Source organism: Flagellimonas nanhaiensis (assembly GCF_003382275.1).
Lineage (GTDB): Bacteria > Bacteroidota > Bacteroidia > Flavobacteriales > Flavobacteriaceae > Flagellimonas > Flagellimonas nanhaiensis.
In genome coordinates this window covers 55,011-71,326 of record NZ_QTJX01000003.1, presented here as the reverse complement: position 1 = coordinate 71,326, position 16,316 = coordinate 55,011, and the positions used below count along the sequence as shown (strand labels likewise).

Genomic DNA, 16,316 nt, shown 5'->3' with positions numbered 1-16,316 from the left:
TATTATGAATTGAATACTATTTTGAACAGAAATAATAGCTGTTGAGCATGTCGTGCTCGTAGCTTTCCATTTCTACTTTTGAAAACCCAGCCTCAGTCAACATTTCATTGGCTTTTTCAACTCCCCATACGGTACCGAGCCCCATTCCGCCCTGCGCCAAAGAGACCGACATGCAGTGCAATGTAGAAGCCGTGTACAAAAAGGGTGCAAACGGATGTTCCTTATTGTTTTCAAGTTGCGACGAAGCCTTAATGTCCATCATTAGGTATTGTCCATCACCCTTCAACAACTGGAAAATCTTTGTCAAAACCTTTGCAGGAAATGCAAGATCATGGATAACATCAAAAGTGGTTATAAAGTCGAACTTGGATTTAAAATCATGTTGAAGCACATCACCTTCCAGAAACTCAATATTGTTCAACTTTAAGGCAGCTGAATGGCTTTTGGCGCTTTCAACTGGTGCCTTGCAAAGGTCTATCCCTGTAAATTGACTGTTTGGAAATGCCTTGGCCAGTTCCATCAAAATTTTTCCGTCCCCACAACCAATGTCCAATACTGAAATTCCGTTTTTCAATTGGTACATTAGTTCAGGTTTCTTGGTAAGGATATTGTCAATAAGGTTAACCCCGACATTGGCATTGCTTATTTCTCCCATCACTTCGTAGAACCTGCCGTATTCCGAGTATGGCACTCCTCCTCCCTTTTCAAAACAGCCCACAATTTTATCTTCTACACTGGACCAGATAGGTAGTATTGAAGCTATTGCCGCCATGTTCTTTTCATTAGATTTTCGTGTAAGAAAGAGGGCATTCTCAGCAGGTAGCATATAAGTGTTGTTCTCAGGGTCATAGTCCACAATTTTTCCGGAGACCATGGCACCGAGCCATTCTCTAACATAGCGTTCGTTGAGTCCCGCGCTTTTGGCAATTTGTGTGGATGTCGCCGCTTCCAGTGTGTCGAGTACATCAAACAGGCTTGTCCTATGTCCAATGGAGACCATATTTCCCAGAGCGCTTTGGTTGAGCATGGAAATCATTTGTCCTGCAAAGGCTTCCATTTTATCAACGTCGCTGGGTATTCTTGGTAAACATGAATTACACATAACATTAATTTTATGATTAAGTATATGTGCAAATGTATCAGGACCTTGACCGACAGAATTGACCAAAAGGTTCAAGAAATTGACCTATCGGTTCAATTTGGTAATTGAAGGTTGAAAAATGGAATTTCTAGGTAGTTCTATACTTGGCAGGGGTAACTCCTTTGGCCTTTTTAAAGGATCTTATAAAATGTGAACTACTCTCAAAACCGCTTTTGAAAGCAATGTCATTTACACTGTCCTCCGTTTTTCTAAGCATTTTACTGGCCAATTGTATCTTTCTATTGAGTAACCATTTTCCAGGAGGTTCTTGGTATGTTTTGGAAAACTCCCTTTTAAAGGTGGATAGACTCATACAACATAATTCGGCAAAATTTTCCAGCTTCAACGTACTGGCAAAATTATCCTCCATGACCTGCCTTAAATTGAACTTGTTCTGTAGAGCAATAGCTATCAAGTGGTCTGTTAATGCTTTATACTCCTCTTGAGCAAAAATATTCAACATTAGTTCATCCAGTTTCACCTCCAGCAACTGATTGTCCACCTGGTCCATATTTGCAAAATAGTTCAATACGGAGTAGAAGAATCCTTCCATGGTCGGGTTGGTACCTAAATGAATGATGCTACCTTCATGGGAATCCAAATGGTTTTGTTTTACAACAATAGAACTATACTTCTCCAAAAAACCTTGGACAAAACTTTCTGGCATAAAGAACATAAGGGCACAATACTGCTCATCAAAAAAGTTCCTCCCGGTATAGGCCCCTTTTTTAAGATAAAAAATAGAACCGGGCACCACTTCATAATCCTCCTGATTGGAGCTATAGATTTTCTTTCCGGAAGTACAGTAAACCAAACAACCTACCTCGGTCCAAAACTTAAATGTTTCGTCTTCCAAAAAACATTTATACTCAACGCAAAGCATATCTCTAATGATTACTTTTTTGTAAACATCGATAGCCTTTAGCGTATGGTACAAGTTTATCATGATCTATAGTTTTCCGTAAGGTTTTATAAAAAAAATAAACCCCCAATTTCTTGGGGGCTTATTTTAAATTGTTTTTTTCTGTGCGGGTGAAGGGAGTCGAACCCCCACGCCTTGCGGCACTAGATCCTAAGTTAAATATATATTTGCTTAAAGAAAATCAAATCAGTTGATTTACAATGTATTACATCGTGATTAATTTTATTTGTTGTGAATTAAATTTATCTGAGTACAACAAAAATTAAAAAATGTTGTACATATGTTGTACTTAAAATTGAAAACGAATCCTTGTTATTTATACCAAATTTCACCGATTAAATTTAATAAGAATTCTTATCTTTAAGCATACATATGAAATATGTTGTATCTGGTTTGACTTTCGTTACCAAACACAGGACAACAATGGCAACTAGCACAAAAATAGTATTACGAAAGACTCCAAACAAGGCTGGTTTATATCCTCTCGCTATTCGAATCACTAAAAACCGTAATTCAACTTATAAGTTCATAGGAGAGTACATTCCATTAAAAGATTGGGATGTAAAAAATAAACTTGTAAAAAAATCGAATCCAGAATCAAAACACATCAATGATTTAATTGATATTGAACTAAAAAAGGCAAAAAAAGGAGTAAAATCTTTAAAGAAGAAAAATAGGGATACCGATGCCCACAAAATTAAAAAAGAAATCTATACTCCTTCTAGAAATGTTTCTTTCTTTGAATTTGCTCAGGAACATTTGGATGACCTTGAAGCTTCGGAGAATTATGGTAGGCTTTCCACTGATTCAAGTTTGATATCTTATATACGTTCGTTCAATAAATCGAATAATTTAGAATTTAGAGATATTAATGAAAGGTATCTAAAGAAGTTCAAAATTTATTTAAAAAAAGAACATGGATTGGTAGAGACTTCTATCATGAATGTTTTCGTATTAATTAGATTACTCTTCAATAGAGCTATTAAAAATAAAATTGTAAAACGAAAGTTCTATCCTTTTGGAAAGGACAAAGTACAAATTAAATTTCCTGAGACTCAAAAGATAGGATGGAACAAATGGGAAATAATGTTACTTGAACAAATTCCTGACCTTAGCTTTGATCAACTACATGCAAGGAACCTTTTTATGTTCAGTTTCAATTTTGCAGGGGTACGAATATCGGATGTTCTAAAATCTCGTTGGAGTGATTTCAAAAATGGCAGATATTATTATAGAATGGGCAAGAACAATAAATTAGTTTCTTTAAAAGTCCCTAAGAAAGTATATGACATTTTGGAGTATTATAAGAAAGATAAAAGGCATTCAAACGATTATATCTTTCCTGAATTAAAAGCAGCCAATGTAGATGACTCAAAAGACATACATAGAATTATTAAAGTATCTGGCAAGAAGATAAATCGACACTTAAAGAATTTGGCGAAAATGGTGAAAGTAGAGAAGAAACTAACAATGCATATTGCGAGACATAGTTTTGGGCATATTGCTGAAGACAAAATTCATCCTAAAAAATTACAAAAGTTATACAGACATAGTGATTTGAAAACTACAATAGGATATCAGGCAAATTTCATTCATTCTGATGCCGATGAGGCACTAGACAGTGTGATCAACTTTTAACATCAAATATAGAATCCAAACAATTAATCCCTTTAAAGTTCTAGGCAAATGAACATTATGATATTTACACAGCTCCTTATAAGCCCTAACTAATTTTATAGGGAAGCCTTATAAAGGCTTTGCCTATCCTTCTTCCGTAAATTTAAAGACCAGCGTCGGGATATCTATTCGCAAAATCAGGTGTAATGCCGTACTTGGATCTATCAACCGCTGCCAAAAGTTTCTCTTTCTTGTTTTAACCATCAAACAATCAAACTCATTGCTTGCGGTTTTCATTTCAGAGGTGATGAAATCTTCTATGTCGATGGTCCTGTTTTCAAAATGGATACCATCTCCCAATTCTGATTTGAGGTAATTGATCTTCTTTTCTTCCTGAACCGATATGTCCTTCAAAGCGAAGTGCAACACTGTAAGCTTCGAGCTGGCAAAGTTCCTTCTGACCCACTGCAGATTGTGGTAATCGTCACCTTTCAATGTGGTCAAATAGGCTATGGTGTTGAATCCGGCATAGGAATGGTCACCGGGCACAACCAAGGTAGGGATATCGGCAATGTTCAATAATACCTGTGTAAACAGGTTATTTTCACCGACAGCACTATGCCTGAAAACGGATTGACTTGCAATAATAAAATCGATTTTCTCCCTATTGATAAAGGTCTTTAGGCTATCCTGGATGTTACCTTGTATCAGTTGGTTCGACACCCAATCGGCATCTATCAGGTCCGAGGTATGTTCCAGCACGTACTGTTCAAGTTCCTTTTTCTTATCATTCCCTTTTGGATTGAAAATAAATCCGGACTTGCTCATATAGTAGGGGGATGAAATCAATATGGGCTGGCTTTTCGGTTCTATCTGAAGGATATGTAAGCGGAGGTCCAGATCCTTGCACAGCTTAGCGGCATAACGTAAGAGCTGTGGGGAATGCCCATCAATATTTGCTATCAAAAGGATATGTTTCATTGGTTACGGGTGTTAGCTACTCAATGGCATTCAATAGATATTTATAGTTTTCAAAAGAAATCTCCCCTCCAAAAATTTTCATGGATTTTTGTATGATCCCTTTGGCCCTTTCAGCATTACAGCCCAATCCAATGGCATACTTATGAATCAGTCTAAGTTCCTGCTCGTCCATTTTGTGGTCCACATAGATCATTCGGAACAGTTCATAGATATACTCAAGGCGTTCTTCCATGGAATTGGCCGAGGGTATGGGATACTTATCAAGGTTTTTGATTATGGATGTATATTGATGCTCATCGATATCAAGTTTACCCGCAAACTTGCGCAGCAATCTTGATTCATCCTCATTCATTTGTCCATCCACTACGGCAATATTGGCGATAGCGGCAAAATGCTCGATATGCTTTTTTTGTTCTCCTGATTCGTATATTTCTGAAATTGACATTCTAATATTTTTTTGGTTTCTACCCCTTATGACCCCATTTGTTTTTGGGGTCACTTTTTTTTAACTTTGATGTTTCAATTTACCTGAATGACTTTTGCAGCAACTCAAAAAATATATCATCGTTTTAATGGGGGTCACACCTCCCAATTTTGGTAAAAATACCCAAATACTCTCCGACGATGAGTTGGTCAGTAAGATTTTAGAAACTAATGATTCTACACTTTTTGGGAAGCTCTACGACAGGTATGGTGAAAAAATCTATCGCAAGTGTTATAGTTTTGTCAGAAACGAGGACGAGGCCAAGGATTTGACCCAGGACATTTTTCTCAAACTTTTTACCAAGCTACATACTTATAGGGCTGAGGCGAAGTTTTCGACCTGGCTATACAGTTTCACCTATAATTTTCTTGTAAAGTACAAAAAACGTGATCCGCACAGAAAATTGAGCGAGCGTTGGCAACGTTTGAACAAGAATGACAACCATCAGGCTTTGGAGGAGTTTGATCTTGAGGAGGAAGAGCTTTTTGAACTCAGGTCTTCCACACTTCTAAAAGCCATTGAGCTGGTGGAACCTGCTGATAAGGCCTTACTGTTGATGAAATACCAGGATGGAATTCTGATTAAGGACATCCAGGCTATTTTTGATATTAATGAAAGTGCCGTAAAGATGCGTTTAAGAAGGGCACGTGCGAGAGTAATGAAAGTATACTACAAGATAGAATCAGAGATCAATGACAAAAAAAAATCCGTTTAAATCCATAGAGCCTTCAGTTCAACCACCGGAAGAGCTCAAGGAGGAAATTATCCAGGAGGTTGAAGAAATAATCGAAGAAGAGGAAAATACGGATTCCGGTTCGGATGATTCAGATCATAGCTCATCAGAAGGGAGCAATCAGTAAATTTTCAGGGTGACCTAAACGTTTTTTTGGGTCACAAGGGGTAAGTATTTCATATTAATGTGGATTATGGGAAAGCGAAACCCTTTTGAAGACATTGGTTTTCCACAAAAAGAGGTCCCCAAAGAACTTAAGGAGATCATCATGCAGAAGATAAAGACCATGAAATTGCTTATGGAGTTATCAGAGAACTTTGACAAAAATTGTAAAGCGGCCATGTCCTCTTTGTACAAAACCAATATCGACCTATGATAACCAATAGAAGAATCCCTCTTAGCTACCCCTTTATTCTGGTCAAATGGGATATTCTGTTCACAGCTATTTTTTCTACGGGCATACATTTACTGGGCAAGTATATTGTGCATTGGAGCCTACCTATATCCATTGCCGCTTTTCTAGGTACTGCCATTGCACTGATTCTGTCCTTTAAACTCAGTCAATCTTATGACCGTTGGTGGGAGGCACGAAAAATATGGGGTGCTATCGTCAATGATTCCCGAACGCTGATAACCCAATTACTGGCATTTAGTGAATCGGATGTCAAGACCACAGAAAAAGTGGCCTATCGCCAGATGGGGTGGTGTTATGCGCTGGGGCAAAACCTGAGAAAACTGGATGCAACCAAGGAGCTTTCCAATTATGTTTCTGAAGCAGAATATCAATCTGTCACCAAGCACCAAAATATCCCATTGGTACTATTAAAAGAGCATTCATTGGATATTGCCAAACTATTTAAAGAAGGAAAGATCAACGCATACCAACAAGCTCAGTTAGATAGTACTGTAACACGTCTGAATGCCTCGATGGGAATGGCCGAACGCATTAAAAATACATATTTCCCGAAGCCATATCGGCTTACCCTACAGTTTTTCATTTATCTTTTTCTGGTGATTCTGTCCCTGTCCCTGACCGAAATGGACAATTTTGTTGAAATTCCACTATTAATGGTGATTGCCCTACCTTTTTTCCTTTTGGAGAAAATTGCGTTCCGTATCCAGGACCCTTTTGAGAACAGGCCCATGGACACCCCGATGACCGCCATTGCCAGAACCATTGAGATCAATTTAAGGCAGCTCATTGATGACCCCAACATTCCAAAACCTCTGACCTCAAGGACCTTTTATATCCTCTAAGTCATTAGACATGTTTTCTAAAAGGGGAGTTTCAGGAGTAAGGAAAAACTTCTCTGAGATTTCAATATTCAAAAATTCCAAGCACCAAATTCCATACATCTTGACCAGACCTCGATATAAGGTGTTTTATTGACTCCCGGAGATTTTTCAAAAGAACACCAAAATATGACCCCGACCTCGTTTTTAAGGGTTTTTGCCCAAAAACGGGGTGTTTTTTCAGGAGTAAGGGCTTTGAATACATTGTTTTTACCGGGGTAAGCTTATTCCTGAATATCCCTAAAAGGATTGTTGGTTCCAACGCCCACCATCACCTAAAGACCTCTAAGCACCAATAGGGGGACAGTACTGTTGAATGCTGTTTTTTCCACGACATTTTCTTGCATTAACCCGTAAAAAAAGCTTTGTTTATGGTAGATCAGCGATATCATATCGCTTTGGGTCTCCATTACAAAATCCCTTAGGGCCTCTGTCTCCGAACTATCGAACATGATCTTATTAAAAACGTGGGGGATTTTTTTCAACAGGACCACCAGGGCGTCCCTATGAATTTTTTGCCTATAATCCAGATACTGGTCCTCCATGAGTTGTACGATCTTCAGGTCGGCATTCCATTGTATCAACAGATCCATCAAGGGCTGTAGTTCCTTGGTGTTAAACGGTCTTTTAAAGTTTGTTGAGAACACCACTTGTTTTGGACCGGCAATAGCCGTATAGGCCCTTGGAACCACTATGATTGGGCAGCTCCGCACCTTGTTTATAAGTGTCACGGCATTACTACCCAGAAAAAACTGTTTAAGTCCTTTGGCCCCTTTGGTTCCCATCAGAATCAGATCGATCCCCAACTTTGCCACCTGCTCTGCCACACCATCTTCCAGGGTATTGACAGTGTACCCCATTTTAAACTGGTGTTTTTCGTTCTTGTTGTTCTGTTTGACCTCTTTCAGGAGTTTTTCAAGTTCGTCCACGGGAATATAGGTCTCCATATCATCACTCTCCCAACTTTCCAACCATTCATTGTCCCATTCATCCTCGATCACACCGGGTGCATTCAGCTGGAACGCGGCGAACAGATGAAAGGTCACTTCATTTTTTTCAAATAATATTTGGCCATAGGACAGGGCATTCATCGAATGCTCTGAAAAATCCACTGGAACGAGAATCTGTTTTATCATGTTTTTTTTATTTAATATGATCAATTTTCTTCATCTTCCAAGGGCAACTTCTCCAAAATCTCGATACCTTTCTGTATAACCAGAGAGTTGGGCAAGGAAATATATTCTCCTTTGTCCGTTTTCATAAAGAAGTAAAACCCGGTAATATCCTTTACCTCTCCAGTAAAGTCAAAATCGGCATCCAAAATCCGAATCCTATCTCCGATCCTAACCGGGTGGCTCAAAAACAGAATCACACTGGCCGTCAGGTTGGAAAGGATGGACCATTGGGCAAAAAAACCGATGCCCAAAACGGCCAGGACGGAAGAAATCACCAGAGCCACTTGTTTGATTTCCATCCCCCATATCAGTGCAAGGGCGGAACCCGCAAGAATATATACGAGCAAATAGCATAGACTAAGGATTACTTTCCTTCGATTGATTTCTATTTTGCGCAGTAGTGTAAACCGTTTCACAGCTCGTTTTATCAACAGGATAATCAGTATAACGACTATGGTCAGTACCATAGTAAGTAATATTTCATTTTTAAGGTGCGTCATAGGTCTTGGTCTTTGCCCTTGTGACCCCATTACTAGGATCGGGTCACCCCATACTTCGAAAAAAAAATGGGTGACCCCAAAAACGATCTAGGGTCACAAGGGAAAAACAAACACCGAACAGGTATGAATCTAAGGGACGGGGCAAGATCACCTCAAATCAAGGTAGCCTCCGAGGCTCAGAAACTGAGTATTCTTGTCAAGGACAAGACCAAAACGATGATCGATCGTCTGGAGAGTTTCGAGGACATCATCAATATTGAAGTTGGTGATACCCGATTGTCTCGTGCCAGGACTCTTGAGCGTGAATTCGACATACACCAGCTTTACATCAAAAACGAGGGCGAGAATCCTACGGGTACACAAAAGGACCGTATTGCTTTCGCCCAGGTCTATGATGCCCTGCGCCGTGATTATGATACAGTGGCTCTGGCCACTTGTGGCAATTACGGTGTTGCGGTTGCTTTGGCAGCCAATCTGGCCGGGTTGAATTGCAAAATTTTCATTCCTTCATCCTATCATACCGAGCGTATCAAGGAAATGGAAGCCCTGGGAGCGGAGATCATCCGTTTGGACGGCAGCTATGAAGAGCTTGTGAAATCAAGCTCTGATTATGCTATGGAGTATGACTGGTATGATGCCAATCCCGGAGGGGCCAATACCCCTTTGCAGATCAGCGCCTATGCCCAGATTGCACAGGAGATCTATGAAGAGTTGGGTGATGCCCCAAAATACTGTGCCGTTCCGGTATCCAATGGTACGCTACTTGCGGGCATCTTCCGTGGCTTCACAACCCTGTACAAGCGTGGAAAAACCTCTAGGGTCCCTAAGATGGTCGGAGCCTCTTCCAGTTTTAAAAACCCGATCATCTCCTCCTTTAAGAAAGGGCTATTGCATTGTGAGGATCTACTGCCCGAGCGTGTCAGGGAGAGCAAATACAACGAGCCCCTTATCAACTGGCACAGCTTTGACGGTGAGGAGGCCCTATATGCCCTAAGGGAGTCGCAGGGTGAGGCCTTCCATATCAGTGATCGAAAAATGAAGGAAATGGCCGTTTACCTCTTAAAAAAGGAAGGCATGAAAATACTTCCGGCTTCCACGGCGGGGCTTATTGCCCTATTGGAACTGGATGAAAAGATAAATTTTGAACCTGACCGCTTTGTGGCGGTCCTAACAGCAAAGAATTAAGTCATGAAAAAAACAATTGACGGAAGGGCTCTGGTCTACTGCGAAGGGGCTTTCAATACCCCTAATGGTAAAACGGCCCATGGGCTTGTCCGTTTTACGGAGCGCTATGAGATCGTGGGGGTCTTGGACAGCACTTATGCCGGCCAGGATACAGGAGCTGTTCTCGATGGCAAAAAGAACGGTATCCCGATCTTCAAAAATATGGGATCTGCCATCAGGGAGTTAAAGGATATGGGCGATATGCCCCAGACCCTGGTCATCGGGCTCGCTCCTGACGGAGGTCGCTTGCCCATAGAGGCCAAGGATATCATAAAGAAGGCCCTGACCCTTGGATGGAACATTGACAGCGGTCTTCACGATTTTATTTCCAATGATCGCGAAATGGTGGAACTTGCTGAACAATACGGTGGGCGTATCCGTGATGTCCGAAAGACCCCTTTAAGAAAGTATCTACACTTTTTTACCGGCGAAATTGAAAAGGTGGATTGTTTAAAGCTTGCCATATTGGGTACCGATTCGGCCATTGGCAAACGGACAACGGCCTGGCTTTTGGTGCATGCCCTTAGAAAGTCAGGTAAAAAGGCCGAAATGATCGGAACCGGTCAAACGGCCTGGATGCAGGGTGCCAAATACAGCATGATCATGGACAGTTGCATCAATGATTTTGTCTCAGGGGAGATCGAGCATGCGGTGGTCAGCGCCTACAAAAATGAAAATCCTGATGTGATCGTCATCGAGGGCCAGGGCAGTTTGATGAACCCGGCCTATCCCGGTGGCTTTGAAATCCTGGCTGCGGGACGGCCTGACTATGTCATCTTACAACATGCCCCCACGCGCAAGGAATATGATGGGTTCCCCGGATATAAACTGCATCCCTTAAAAAAACAGATCAGTGCCATTCAGACCATCTCCGGCAAAAGGGTGATCGCCATAACAGTAAACCATGAAGGCCTATCGGATGACCAGATCATCCCTGCCTGTCAGGACATTTCCATAGAAACCGGACTCCCTGCCTTCGATGTATTGAAGTACGGTGCCGAACCGCTTGTTAAACTAATCAAGGATTACATCAAGTGAAACGTATAAGGGATTTGGTTGTTTTTGAGCAGCTGTTGGTTGCTCATGTGGTTGTGGAACCCAAAAGGGTCAAGGCCACCTATACCCTAACAAAAATGGATGGCAGTACGACAAGCACTGATCTTATCTACAGTTATGACAGGACTTATTTCAACAAAAAGGAAACACAGGATGTTAACCTTGCCTCTATGATGGTGGCCCAGGTTGCGCTCAATTATGGGCTGTTCTGTAGGACCATAGTTTTTGACGGATTGTTTGATACTGCTGACCAGCGCTTTTTGCTGGATATGATGGAAAACACCTCCAGGGAAATCCTGATCAATAAGTTCCATGCCAAAAACGAATTTCTCAAAGACCCTTATAATGTCCTTGTCCCTGAAAACCTCAAGCATTATACTGCTGCCAAGGTCTTATTTGAGAACAGTAAATTTTCGGATATGAGGCTCTATCCTGTTTGTGAGGCACCCCATGAAAATGAATATGCCATTTTGAGCAGTGGGGGCAAGGACAGTCTGCTCACCTACGGTCTTATCAAGGAATTGGGCGTTCCGCACCCGGTCTTTATCAATGAGAGTGGCCGCCATTGGTTTACGGCCATCAATGCCTACAAGTATTTCAGGGAGAATGAACCCAATACCGCCAAGCCCTGGTGCAACAGTGACCGGGTCTTTAACTGGATGGTCCGACAGATGCCCTTTATCAGGGATAATTTTCAAAATATCAGGGCCGATATATATCCCATTCGTCTATGGACCGTGGGAGTCTTCCTCTTCGGGGTACTGCCCATTGCACGCAAACGAAAACTGGGCAATATATTGATCGGCAATGAATTCGATACGACGATGAGAAGCACCTTTGAGGGTATTACCCACTATCAGGCGCTCTATGACCAAAGCAAGTATTTTGACAATGCCCTGACCCGTTACTATCAAAAAAAGGGTTGGAATATCAAACAATACTCTTTACTCCGCAGTCTTTCGGAACTGCTTATCCTAAAGATTCTTGTGAAGCGGTATCCGGACCTACAAAAGACCCAGGTTTCGTGCCATGCCGCCCACGAAAGTGGGGGAAGCATGCGTCCATGTGGCAAATGTGAAAAATGCCGTAGGATCGTGGGCATGCTGACCGCTTTGGGTGAAGACCCAAAATGCTGTGGTTATACCACTGAACAGATCGGCAGTGCCCTGGAAAATCTGGCCAAAAAAAATGTAAAGCAGATCGGTAGTGATGCCGCCCATTTGTTCCATTTGTTGACCGAACAGGGGCACATTGCCAAAAATGCATATACCAAAAGATTGGCCAGGTCCTATCCTCGGATCATGCACCTGCGCTTTGACAATGAGCGCAGTAAAATGGAGGATTTACCATTTCACATAAGAATGCCGCTTTTCTCCATCCTGACTGAATATGCCGATGGCATTTCAACCCAGCGTGACCGTGTATGGCAAGACTCCTACTATGGTGACCTGTCCTTTGACACACCTTATAAACCGTTACAAAAGACATTGATATGACAACAAGACATTCGTTCCTTTGGGAACAAAAGACATGGCCAGAGATCGAGGCCTATTTAAAAACTGTGGATACGGTGATCTTGCCCACAGGGGCCATCGAACAGCATGGACCACACTTACCGGTGGACATTGATTTCTATGATGCCAAGTATATGGCCTATCAGGTAGCCCATGCCTGTAACGAGCCCAAACCGCTGGTGCTGCCTGCCATTCCTTTCGGGGTGTCCTATCACCACGATAGCTTTAAGGGCACCCTGAGCGTGACCAACAATGCGCTTTCCCGTTTTGTATATGATTTGGGCATGAGCCTGGCGAAGAACGGAGTAAAAAAGATCATCATTCTGAACGGTCATGGGGACAATGCCCCAACGCTGAGCTATGCTGCACAAATGATCAACCGTGATGCCAAGATCTTTGTATGTGTGGATACCGGGGAGACCAGTGATGTAGATCTGTACGAGCTCATTGACACGCCCAATGATATCCATGCCGGGGAAATCGAGACCAGCACGACCTTGGCGCTCAGGCCTGATATGGTACAAATGGACAAGGCGGTAAACGAAACCTTGACCTTTGGGAGCAAATTCCTGGACTATGATAACGAGCGAGGTGTAAAATGGTATGCCCATACCCATAAATTATCGGAAAGTGGCGTTATGGGTGATGCCACCAAGGCAACTGCAGAAAAGGGGCAAAAAATGTGGGATATTATGATACAGAACATGGTACGCTTTGTAGAAAGTATCAAGAACACACCTCTTGAAGAACTTTATCAAAAAAGATACTAATGAAAATTACCAAGATAAGTTACGAGCGTCTGGAGCTCAGGCTCAAGGAGCCCTATACCATTGCCTACGAGACCGTGGAGCGTTCCACAAACTTCGTGCTAAGGATCGAGACGGATTCCAGGATCATCGGTTACGGCTGCGCCGCTCCCGACCTGCAGGTGACCGGGGAAACCCCAGAGGAAGTGGAGAACAATATCAAGGGCATCCTGATTCCTTTTCTTAAGGGCAAAAACCCCTATATGGTGTCACAGCTTTTGGAGGGGGTGTTCGAACTGGTCCAAAAGAAATCCTCCACCTTGGCCATGGTGGATATGGCCCTTATGGACATCGTTTCCCGAAAGACAGGGGTGCCCCTATACCAGTTTCTGGGCGGGTACCGTGACCATATTGCCACGAGTATCACCATCGGCATCCAGTCTGTCCATGAGACCCTTTTGGCCGCCGAGGAGTATATAAGCCAGGGATTCTTTATCCTCAAAATAAAGGGTGGCCTGTCTTTGGCCGAGGACATTGAAAAAATGGTACGCCTACGGGAGAAGTTTCCGGACATCGTATTGCGTTTTGACGGTAATCAGGGCTATAGCATAGAGGAGGCCCTTGGTTTTTTTGCCTCCACCAAAGACCTTAATATTGAGATCTTTGAACAGCCCACCAAGGTCGGCAATGGAAAAAAGATCGGGGCCGTGACCCAAAAGGTCGCTTTTCCGGTCATGGGTGACGAGAGCGTCAAGAGTTTGCAGGATGCTTATTATCTTGCCCATAACAAGTTCATTGACATGGTCAATATCAAGCTCATGAAGGTTGGTGGCATCCGTGAGGGCATGCACATCAATTCGGTGGCCAGGGCTGCTGGTTTGGAAAGCATGGTAGGTTGTCTGGACGAGTGTCGTCTGGGAATAGCTGCCGGGCTCCATTTTGCGCTCTCCAGGCCCAACATCCAATATGCCGATCTGGATGGACACCTGGATATGGAAAACGACCCCTTTAAAGGTCTTTTTACCCTGGAAAATGGTATTCTACATCCAACCGGGGAACCTGGTTTGGGCAAAATAAATTTTTAATGGAACAACTAGTCATCTATCTGGGTTTTACCATAACGGCCTATGCTGTGATTGCCAATGATGTGATACAGACCCTGGGCACCTTCATTGCTTCCAACCAAAAGTTGAAATGGTGGTTGCTCTGGAGTTTTGCGGGCCTTATTCTTTCCCTGACCTTAGTTTACGGATGGCAGGCAAATCATGGGGATGTCTCATACGGGCGATTGGGCAAAATTCCACTGCCCGAGGTCATGCATTGGTGGTATCTGTTGGCACCGATGGCACTTTTGGTGATCACGCGGTATGGGATACCAGTCAGTACCACGTTTATGATACTTAGTGTCTTCTCAACAAGCCAGGTCATTGAAAAGATGATCCTCAAATCGGTATTGGGATATGCCCTGGCCTTTGTGTCATCAATCCTGATCTATTGGTTCGTATCAAAATGGTTGGAATCCAAAGCCTCCCTAAGGCTGATGGGTATCAAGAAACAAAAAAAGTACTGGCTTGTGGCCCAGTGGTTTTCAACAGGTTTTTTGTGGTCACAGTGGCTCATACAGGACTTCGCCAACATCTATGTTTACCTGCCAAGAGCGTTGTCCATGACCGAATTGTTGTTCTCACTGGCTGTGATCTTGTTCATTATGGCCTACATCTTTAAGAGCAAGGGTGGCAAGATCCAGGGTATCGTTACCCAGAAATCCAATACCGAGAACATCCGTTCGGCCACCATCATTGATTTCATCTACGGTATCCTGTTGTACTTTTTAAGTAACTTGAGTTCCATTCCGATGAGTACCACATGGACCTTTATCGGTATTCTGGCCGGTCGTGAGATCGCCATCAACTATTTATTGAACCGCAAACAGCTCAACCACACCTATACCCTCATTTTCAAGGATCTGGCCAAGGTAAACATTGGTCTTATCATCAGTGTTTTGGTGGCCTATGGTATCCAACTTTTAAAATCATGAAGATCAGAACCATTCTTATTACCCTTCTCCTGACTGGAGTTTTCTCATTGGCCAAAGCCCAGGAGCTTCCGGTCCGTATTTCCAATGACAGTACTCCCCTGCGTCAATTGATCGACCAGGAGCTGCAGGACCATTTATTGAGCGAGGTCTCCAAAAAGCCCAAATGGAAGCGGCTTATTGACCAGAAAAAAATGGCCATTGGTGTGGTGGACCTTTCGGACACCTCCCATATCCGCTTTGCCCGGATCAACGGCAACCATATGATGTATGCAGCCAGCCTACCGAAGATCGCGGTATTGTTGGCGGCCAAGGATGCTATTGAAAAGGGGGAACTAATCGAATCCCTGGAGGTCCAAAAGGACATGAAACTGATGATCAGCAAATCCAACAATGCGGCCACAACCCGGATGATCGACCGTCTGGGCTATGAAAAAATCGAAGCTGTCCTTACCAGCGAACGTTACAACCTTTATGATGAAGAGCGTGGTGGGGGCCTATGGGTTGGCAAGCGTTATGGTGGTGGTGGGGGCACCAATAGGGAGCCCTTAAAAAATCTGAGCCATGCAGCAACAGCAACCCAAGTATGCCGATTTTATTTTTTGCTGGCACAGGGAAAACTGGTAACGGAGGAGCGCTCGATGGAAATGCTTGAGATCATGGAGGACCCGGCCCTGCACCATAAATTCGTGAACACCCTGGATCGTATTGCCCCCAATGCCCGTTTGTTCCGAAAATCTGGCTCCTGGAAGACCTACCATTCGGATTCGGTACTGGTATGGGGAAAACCTTCAAGACGGTATATTCTGGTTGCCCTTGTGGACGATCCCAACGGGGAGCAGATCATACGAAATCTTGTTGAGCCCATAGAAAGGGTGCTCCAAAAGTGACCTTC

The 16,316-nt window shown here is 42.9% G+C and carries 18 protein-coding genes; 12 read left to right on the top strand and 6 right to left on the bottom strand.

The features are described 5' to 3' along the window. Positions 1 to 16 precede the first annotated feature (16 nt). Together DX873_RS13240 and DX873_RS13235 are read right to left on the bottom strand one after the other, a co-directional pair. Entirely contained in the window at positions 17 to 1,102 is a 1,086-nt protein-coding gene (locus tag DX873_RS13240) for a class I SAM-dependent methyltransferase (protein WP_116184968.1), read from the bottom strand. A 127-nt stretch (positions 1,103 to 1,229) separates the two neighbouring features. Next, a complete protein-coding gene (locus tag DX873_RS13235) occupies positions 1,230 to 2,087 on the bottom strand; it encodes an AraC family transcriptional regulator (RefSeq protein WP_116184967.1) in 858 nt (285 codons plus the stop codon). A gap of 399 nt (positions 2,088 to 2,486) precedes the next feature. Here DX873_RS13235 and DX873_RS13230 point away from each other — a divergent pair, with 399 nt between their 5' ends. Further along, a complete protein-coding gene (locus DX873_RS13230) occupies positions 2,487 to 3,701 on the top strand; it encodes a site-specific integrase (RefSeq protein WP_116185247.1) in 1,215 nt (404 codons plus the stop codon). Between the two features lie 123 nt (positions 3,702 to 3,824). Here DX873_RS13230 and DX873_RS13225 read toward each other — a convergent pair whose 3' ends face one another. Further along, positions 3,825 to 4,661 carry a universal stress protein gene (locus tag DX873_RS13225; protein WP_116184966.1) on the bottom strand — a complete coding sequence of 279 codons (837 nt, stop codon included), beginning with the start codon at positions 4,659 to 4,661 and terminating at the stop codon, positions 3,825 to 3,827. Between the two features lie 16 nt (positions 4,662 to 4,677). Then, positions 4,678 to 5,106, bottom strand: coding sequence for a TerB family tellurite resistance protein (locus tag DX873_RS13220; RefSeq protein WP_116185246.1), 429 nt, complete (start codon positions 5,104 to 5,106; stop codon positions 4,678 to 4,680). Positions 5,107 to 5,233: 127 nt separating this feature from the next. On the opposite strand from DX873_RS13220, the gene DX873_RS13215 reads away from it, so the two are divergent. From DX873_RS13215 to DX873_RS13205, 4 genes are all read left to right on the top strand, one after another. Beyond that, on the top strand, positions 5,234 to 5,860 hold the full coding sequence (locus DX873_RS13215; RefSeq protein ID WP_116184965.1) for an RNA polymerase sigma factor: 627 nt from the start codon (positions 5,234 to 5,236) through the stop codon (positions 5,858 to 5,860). Next, on the top strand, positions 5,838 to 6,005 hold the full coding sequence (locus tag DX873_RS18935; RefSeq protein ID WP_181899509.1) for a hypothetical protein: 168 nt from the start codon (positions 5,838 to 5,840) through the stop codon (positions 6,003 to 6,005). Before DX873_RS13215 ends, DX873_RS18935 begins: the two co-directional genes overlap by 23 nt. Before the next feature lie 66 nt (positions 6,006 to 6,071). Next, positions 6,072 to 6,254: a hypothetical protein gene (locus DX873_RS13210; RefSeq protein WP_116185245.1), complete on the top strand. Its 183-nt coding sequence runs from the start codon at positions 6,072 to 6,074 to the stop codon at positions 6,252 to 6,254. Further along, on the top strand, positions 6,251 to 7,135 hold the full coding sequence (locus DX873_RS13205; RefSeq protein WP_116184964.1) for a bestrophin family protein: 885 nt from the start codon (positions 6,251 to 6,253) through the stop codon (positions 7,133 to 7,135). Before DX873_RS13210 ends, DX873_RS13205 begins: the two co-directional genes overlap by 4 nt. A gap of 311 nt (positions 7,136 to 7,446) precedes the next feature. Here the strand turns inward: DX873_RS13205 and DX873_RS13200 are convergent, their stop codons facing one another. Both DX873_RS13200 and DX873_RS13195 read right to left on the bottom strand, forming a co-directional pair. Next, positions 7,447 to 8,307, bottom strand: a complete 861-nt coding sequence (locus DX873_RS13200) for a universal stress protein (protein WP_147296666.1) — start codon at positions 8,305 to 8,307, stop codon at positions 7,447 to 7,449. Between the two features lie 20 nt (positions 8,308 to 8,327). Further along, positions 8,328 to 8,846 carry a mechanosensitive ion channel domain-containing protein gene (locus DX873_RS13195; protein ID WP_116185244.1) on the bottom strand — a complete coding sequence of 173 codons (519 nt, stop codon included), beginning with the start codon at positions 8,844 to 8,846 and terminating at the stop codon, positions 8,328 to 8,330. A gap of 66 nt (positions 8,847 to 8,912) precedes the next feature. On the opposite strand from DX873_RS13195, the gene DX873_RS13190 reads away from it, so the two are divergent. Genes DX873_RS13190 through DX873_RS13160 form a run of 7 tightly spaced genes read left to right on the top strand, consistent with a single transcriptional unit; the run spans position 8,913 to position 16,311 of the window. Next, complete coding sequence (locus tag DX873_RS13190) at positions 8,913 to 10,031, top strand: pyridoxal-phosphate dependent enzyme (RefSeq protein WP_232520934.1); 1,119 nt, start codon at positions 8,913 to 8,915, stop codon at positions 10,029 to 10,031. A gap of 3 nt (positions 10,032 to 10,034) precedes the next feature. After that, positions 10,035 to 11,108 carry an N-acetyltransferase DgcN family protein gene (locus tag DX873_RS13185; RefSeq protein WP_116184962.1) on the top strand — a complete coding sequence of 358 codons (1,074 nt, stop codon included), beginning with the start codon at positions 10,035 to 10,037 and terminating at the stop codon, positions 11,106 to 11,108. Then, on the top strand, positions 11,105 to 12,622 hold the full coding sequence (locus DX873_RS13180) for a hypothetical protein (protein ID WP_116184961.1): 1,518 nt from the start codon (positions 11,105 to 11,107) through the stop codon (positions 12,620 to 12,622). The genes DX873_RS13185 and DX873_RS13180 overlap by 4 nt, the downstream gene beginning before the upstream one ends. Then, positions 12,619 to 13,410 (top strand): creatininase family protein, encoded by a 792-nt coding sequence (locus DX873_RS13175; RefSeq protein ID WP_232520933.1) that lies wholly within the window; start codon positions 12,619 to 12,621, stop codon positions 13,408 to 13,410. The genes DX873_RS13180 and DX873_RS13175 overlap by 4 nt, the downstream gene beginning before the upstream one ends. Further along, entirely contained in the window at positions 13,410 to 14,471 is a 1,062-nt protein-coding gene (locus tag DX873_RS13170; protein WP_116184959.1) for a mandelate racemase/muconate lactonizing enzyme family protein, read from the top strand. Before DX873_RS13175 ends, DX873_RS13170 begins: the two co-directional genes overlap by 1 nt. Then, positions 14,471 to 15,424: a hypothetical protein gene (locus tag DX873_RS13165; protein WP_116184958.1), complete on the top strand. Its 954-nt coding sequence runs from the start codon at positions 14,471 to 14,473 to the stop codon at positions 15,422 to 15,424. The genes DX873_RS13170 and DX873_RS13165 overlap by 1 nt, the downstream gene beginning before the upstream one ends. After that, the gene (locus DX873_RS13160) at positions 15,421 to 16,311 is read left to right on the top strand and encodes a serine hydrolase (protein ID WP_116184957.1); all 891 of its coding nucleotides are present in this window, start codon (positions 15,421 to 15,423) and stop codon (positions 16,309 to 16,311) included. Before DX873_RS13165 ends, DX873_RS13160 begins: the two co-directional genes overlap by 4 nt. The last annotated feature ends 5 nt before the right edge of the window (positions 16,312 to 16,316 follow it).

What these genes read in the sequence shown, in the direction of transcription:
- DX873_RS13240 (WP_116184968.1), bottom strand. Translation starts at nt 1,102, where the DNA reads ATGTGTAATTCATGTTTACCAAGAATACCCAGCGACGTTGATAAAATG.
- DX873_RS13235 (WP_116184967.1), bottom strand. Translation starts at nt 2,087, where the DNA reads ATGATAAACTTGTACCATACGCTAAAGGCTATCGATGTTTACAAAAAA.
- DX873_RS13230 (WP_116185247.1), top strand. Translation starts at nt 2,487, where the DNA reads ATGGCAACTAGCACAAAAATAGTATTACGAAAGACTCCAAACAAGGCT.
- DX873_RS13225 (WP_116184966.1), bottom strand. Translation starts at nt 4,661, where the DNA reads ATGAAACATATCCTTTTGATAGCAAATATTGATGGGCATTCCCCACAG.
- DX873_RS13220 (WP_116185246.1), bottom strand. Translation starts at nt 5,106, where the DNA reads ATGTCAATTTCAGAAATATACGAATCAGGAGAACAAAAAAAGCATATC.
- DX873_RS13215 (WP_116184965.1), top strand. Translation starts at nt 5,234, where the DNA reads ATGGGGGTCACACCTCCCAATTTTGGTAAAAATACCCAAATACTCTCC.
- DX873_RS18935 (WP_181899509.1), top strand. Translation starts at nt 5,838, where the DNA reads ATGACAAAAAAAAATCCGTTTAAATCCATAGAGCCTTCAGTTCAACCA.
- DX873_RS13210 (WP_116185245.1), top strand. Translation starts at nt 6,072, where the DNA reads ATGGGAAAGCGAAACCCTTTTGAAGACATTGGTTTTCCACAAAAAGAG.
- DX873_RS13205 (WP_116184964.1), top strand. Translation starts at nt 6,251, where the DNA reads ATGATAACCAATAGAAGAATCCCTCTTAGCTACCCCTTTATTCTGGTC.
- DX873_RS13200 (WP_147296666.1), bottom strand. Translation starts at nt 8,307, where the DNA reads ATGATAAAACAGATTCTCGTTCCAGTGGATTTTTCAGAGCATTCGATG.
- DX873_RS13195 (WP_116185244.1), bottom strand. Translation starts at nt 8,846, where the DNA reads ATGACGCACCTTAAAAATGAAATATTACTTACTATGGTACTGACCATA.
- DX873_RS13190 (WP_232520934.1), top strand. Translation starts at nt 8,913, where the DNA reads ATGGGTGACCCCAAAAACGATCTAGGGTCACAAGGGAAAAACAAACAC.
- DX873_RS13185 (WP_116184962.1), top strand. Translation starts at nt 10,035, where the DNA reads ATGAAAAAAACAATTGACGGAAGGGCTCTGGTCTACTGCGAAGGGGCT.
- DX873_RS13175 (WP_232520933.1), top strand. Translation starts at nt 12,619, where the DNA reads ATGACAACAAGACATTCGTTCCTTTGGGAACAAAAGACATGGCCAGAG.
- DX873_RS13170 (WP_116184959.1), top strand. Translation starts at nt 13,410, where the DNA reads ATGAAAATTACCAAGATAAGTTACGAGCGTCTGGAGCTCAGGCTCAAG.
- DX873_RS13165 (WP_116184958.1), top strand. Translation starts at nt 14,471, where the DNA reads ATGGAACAACTAGTCATCTATCTGGGTTTTACCATAACGGCCTATGCT.
- DX873_RS13160 (WP_116184957.1), top strand. Translation starts at nt 15,421, where the DNA reads ATGAAGATCAGAACCATTCTTATTACCCTTCTCCTGACTGGAGTTTTC.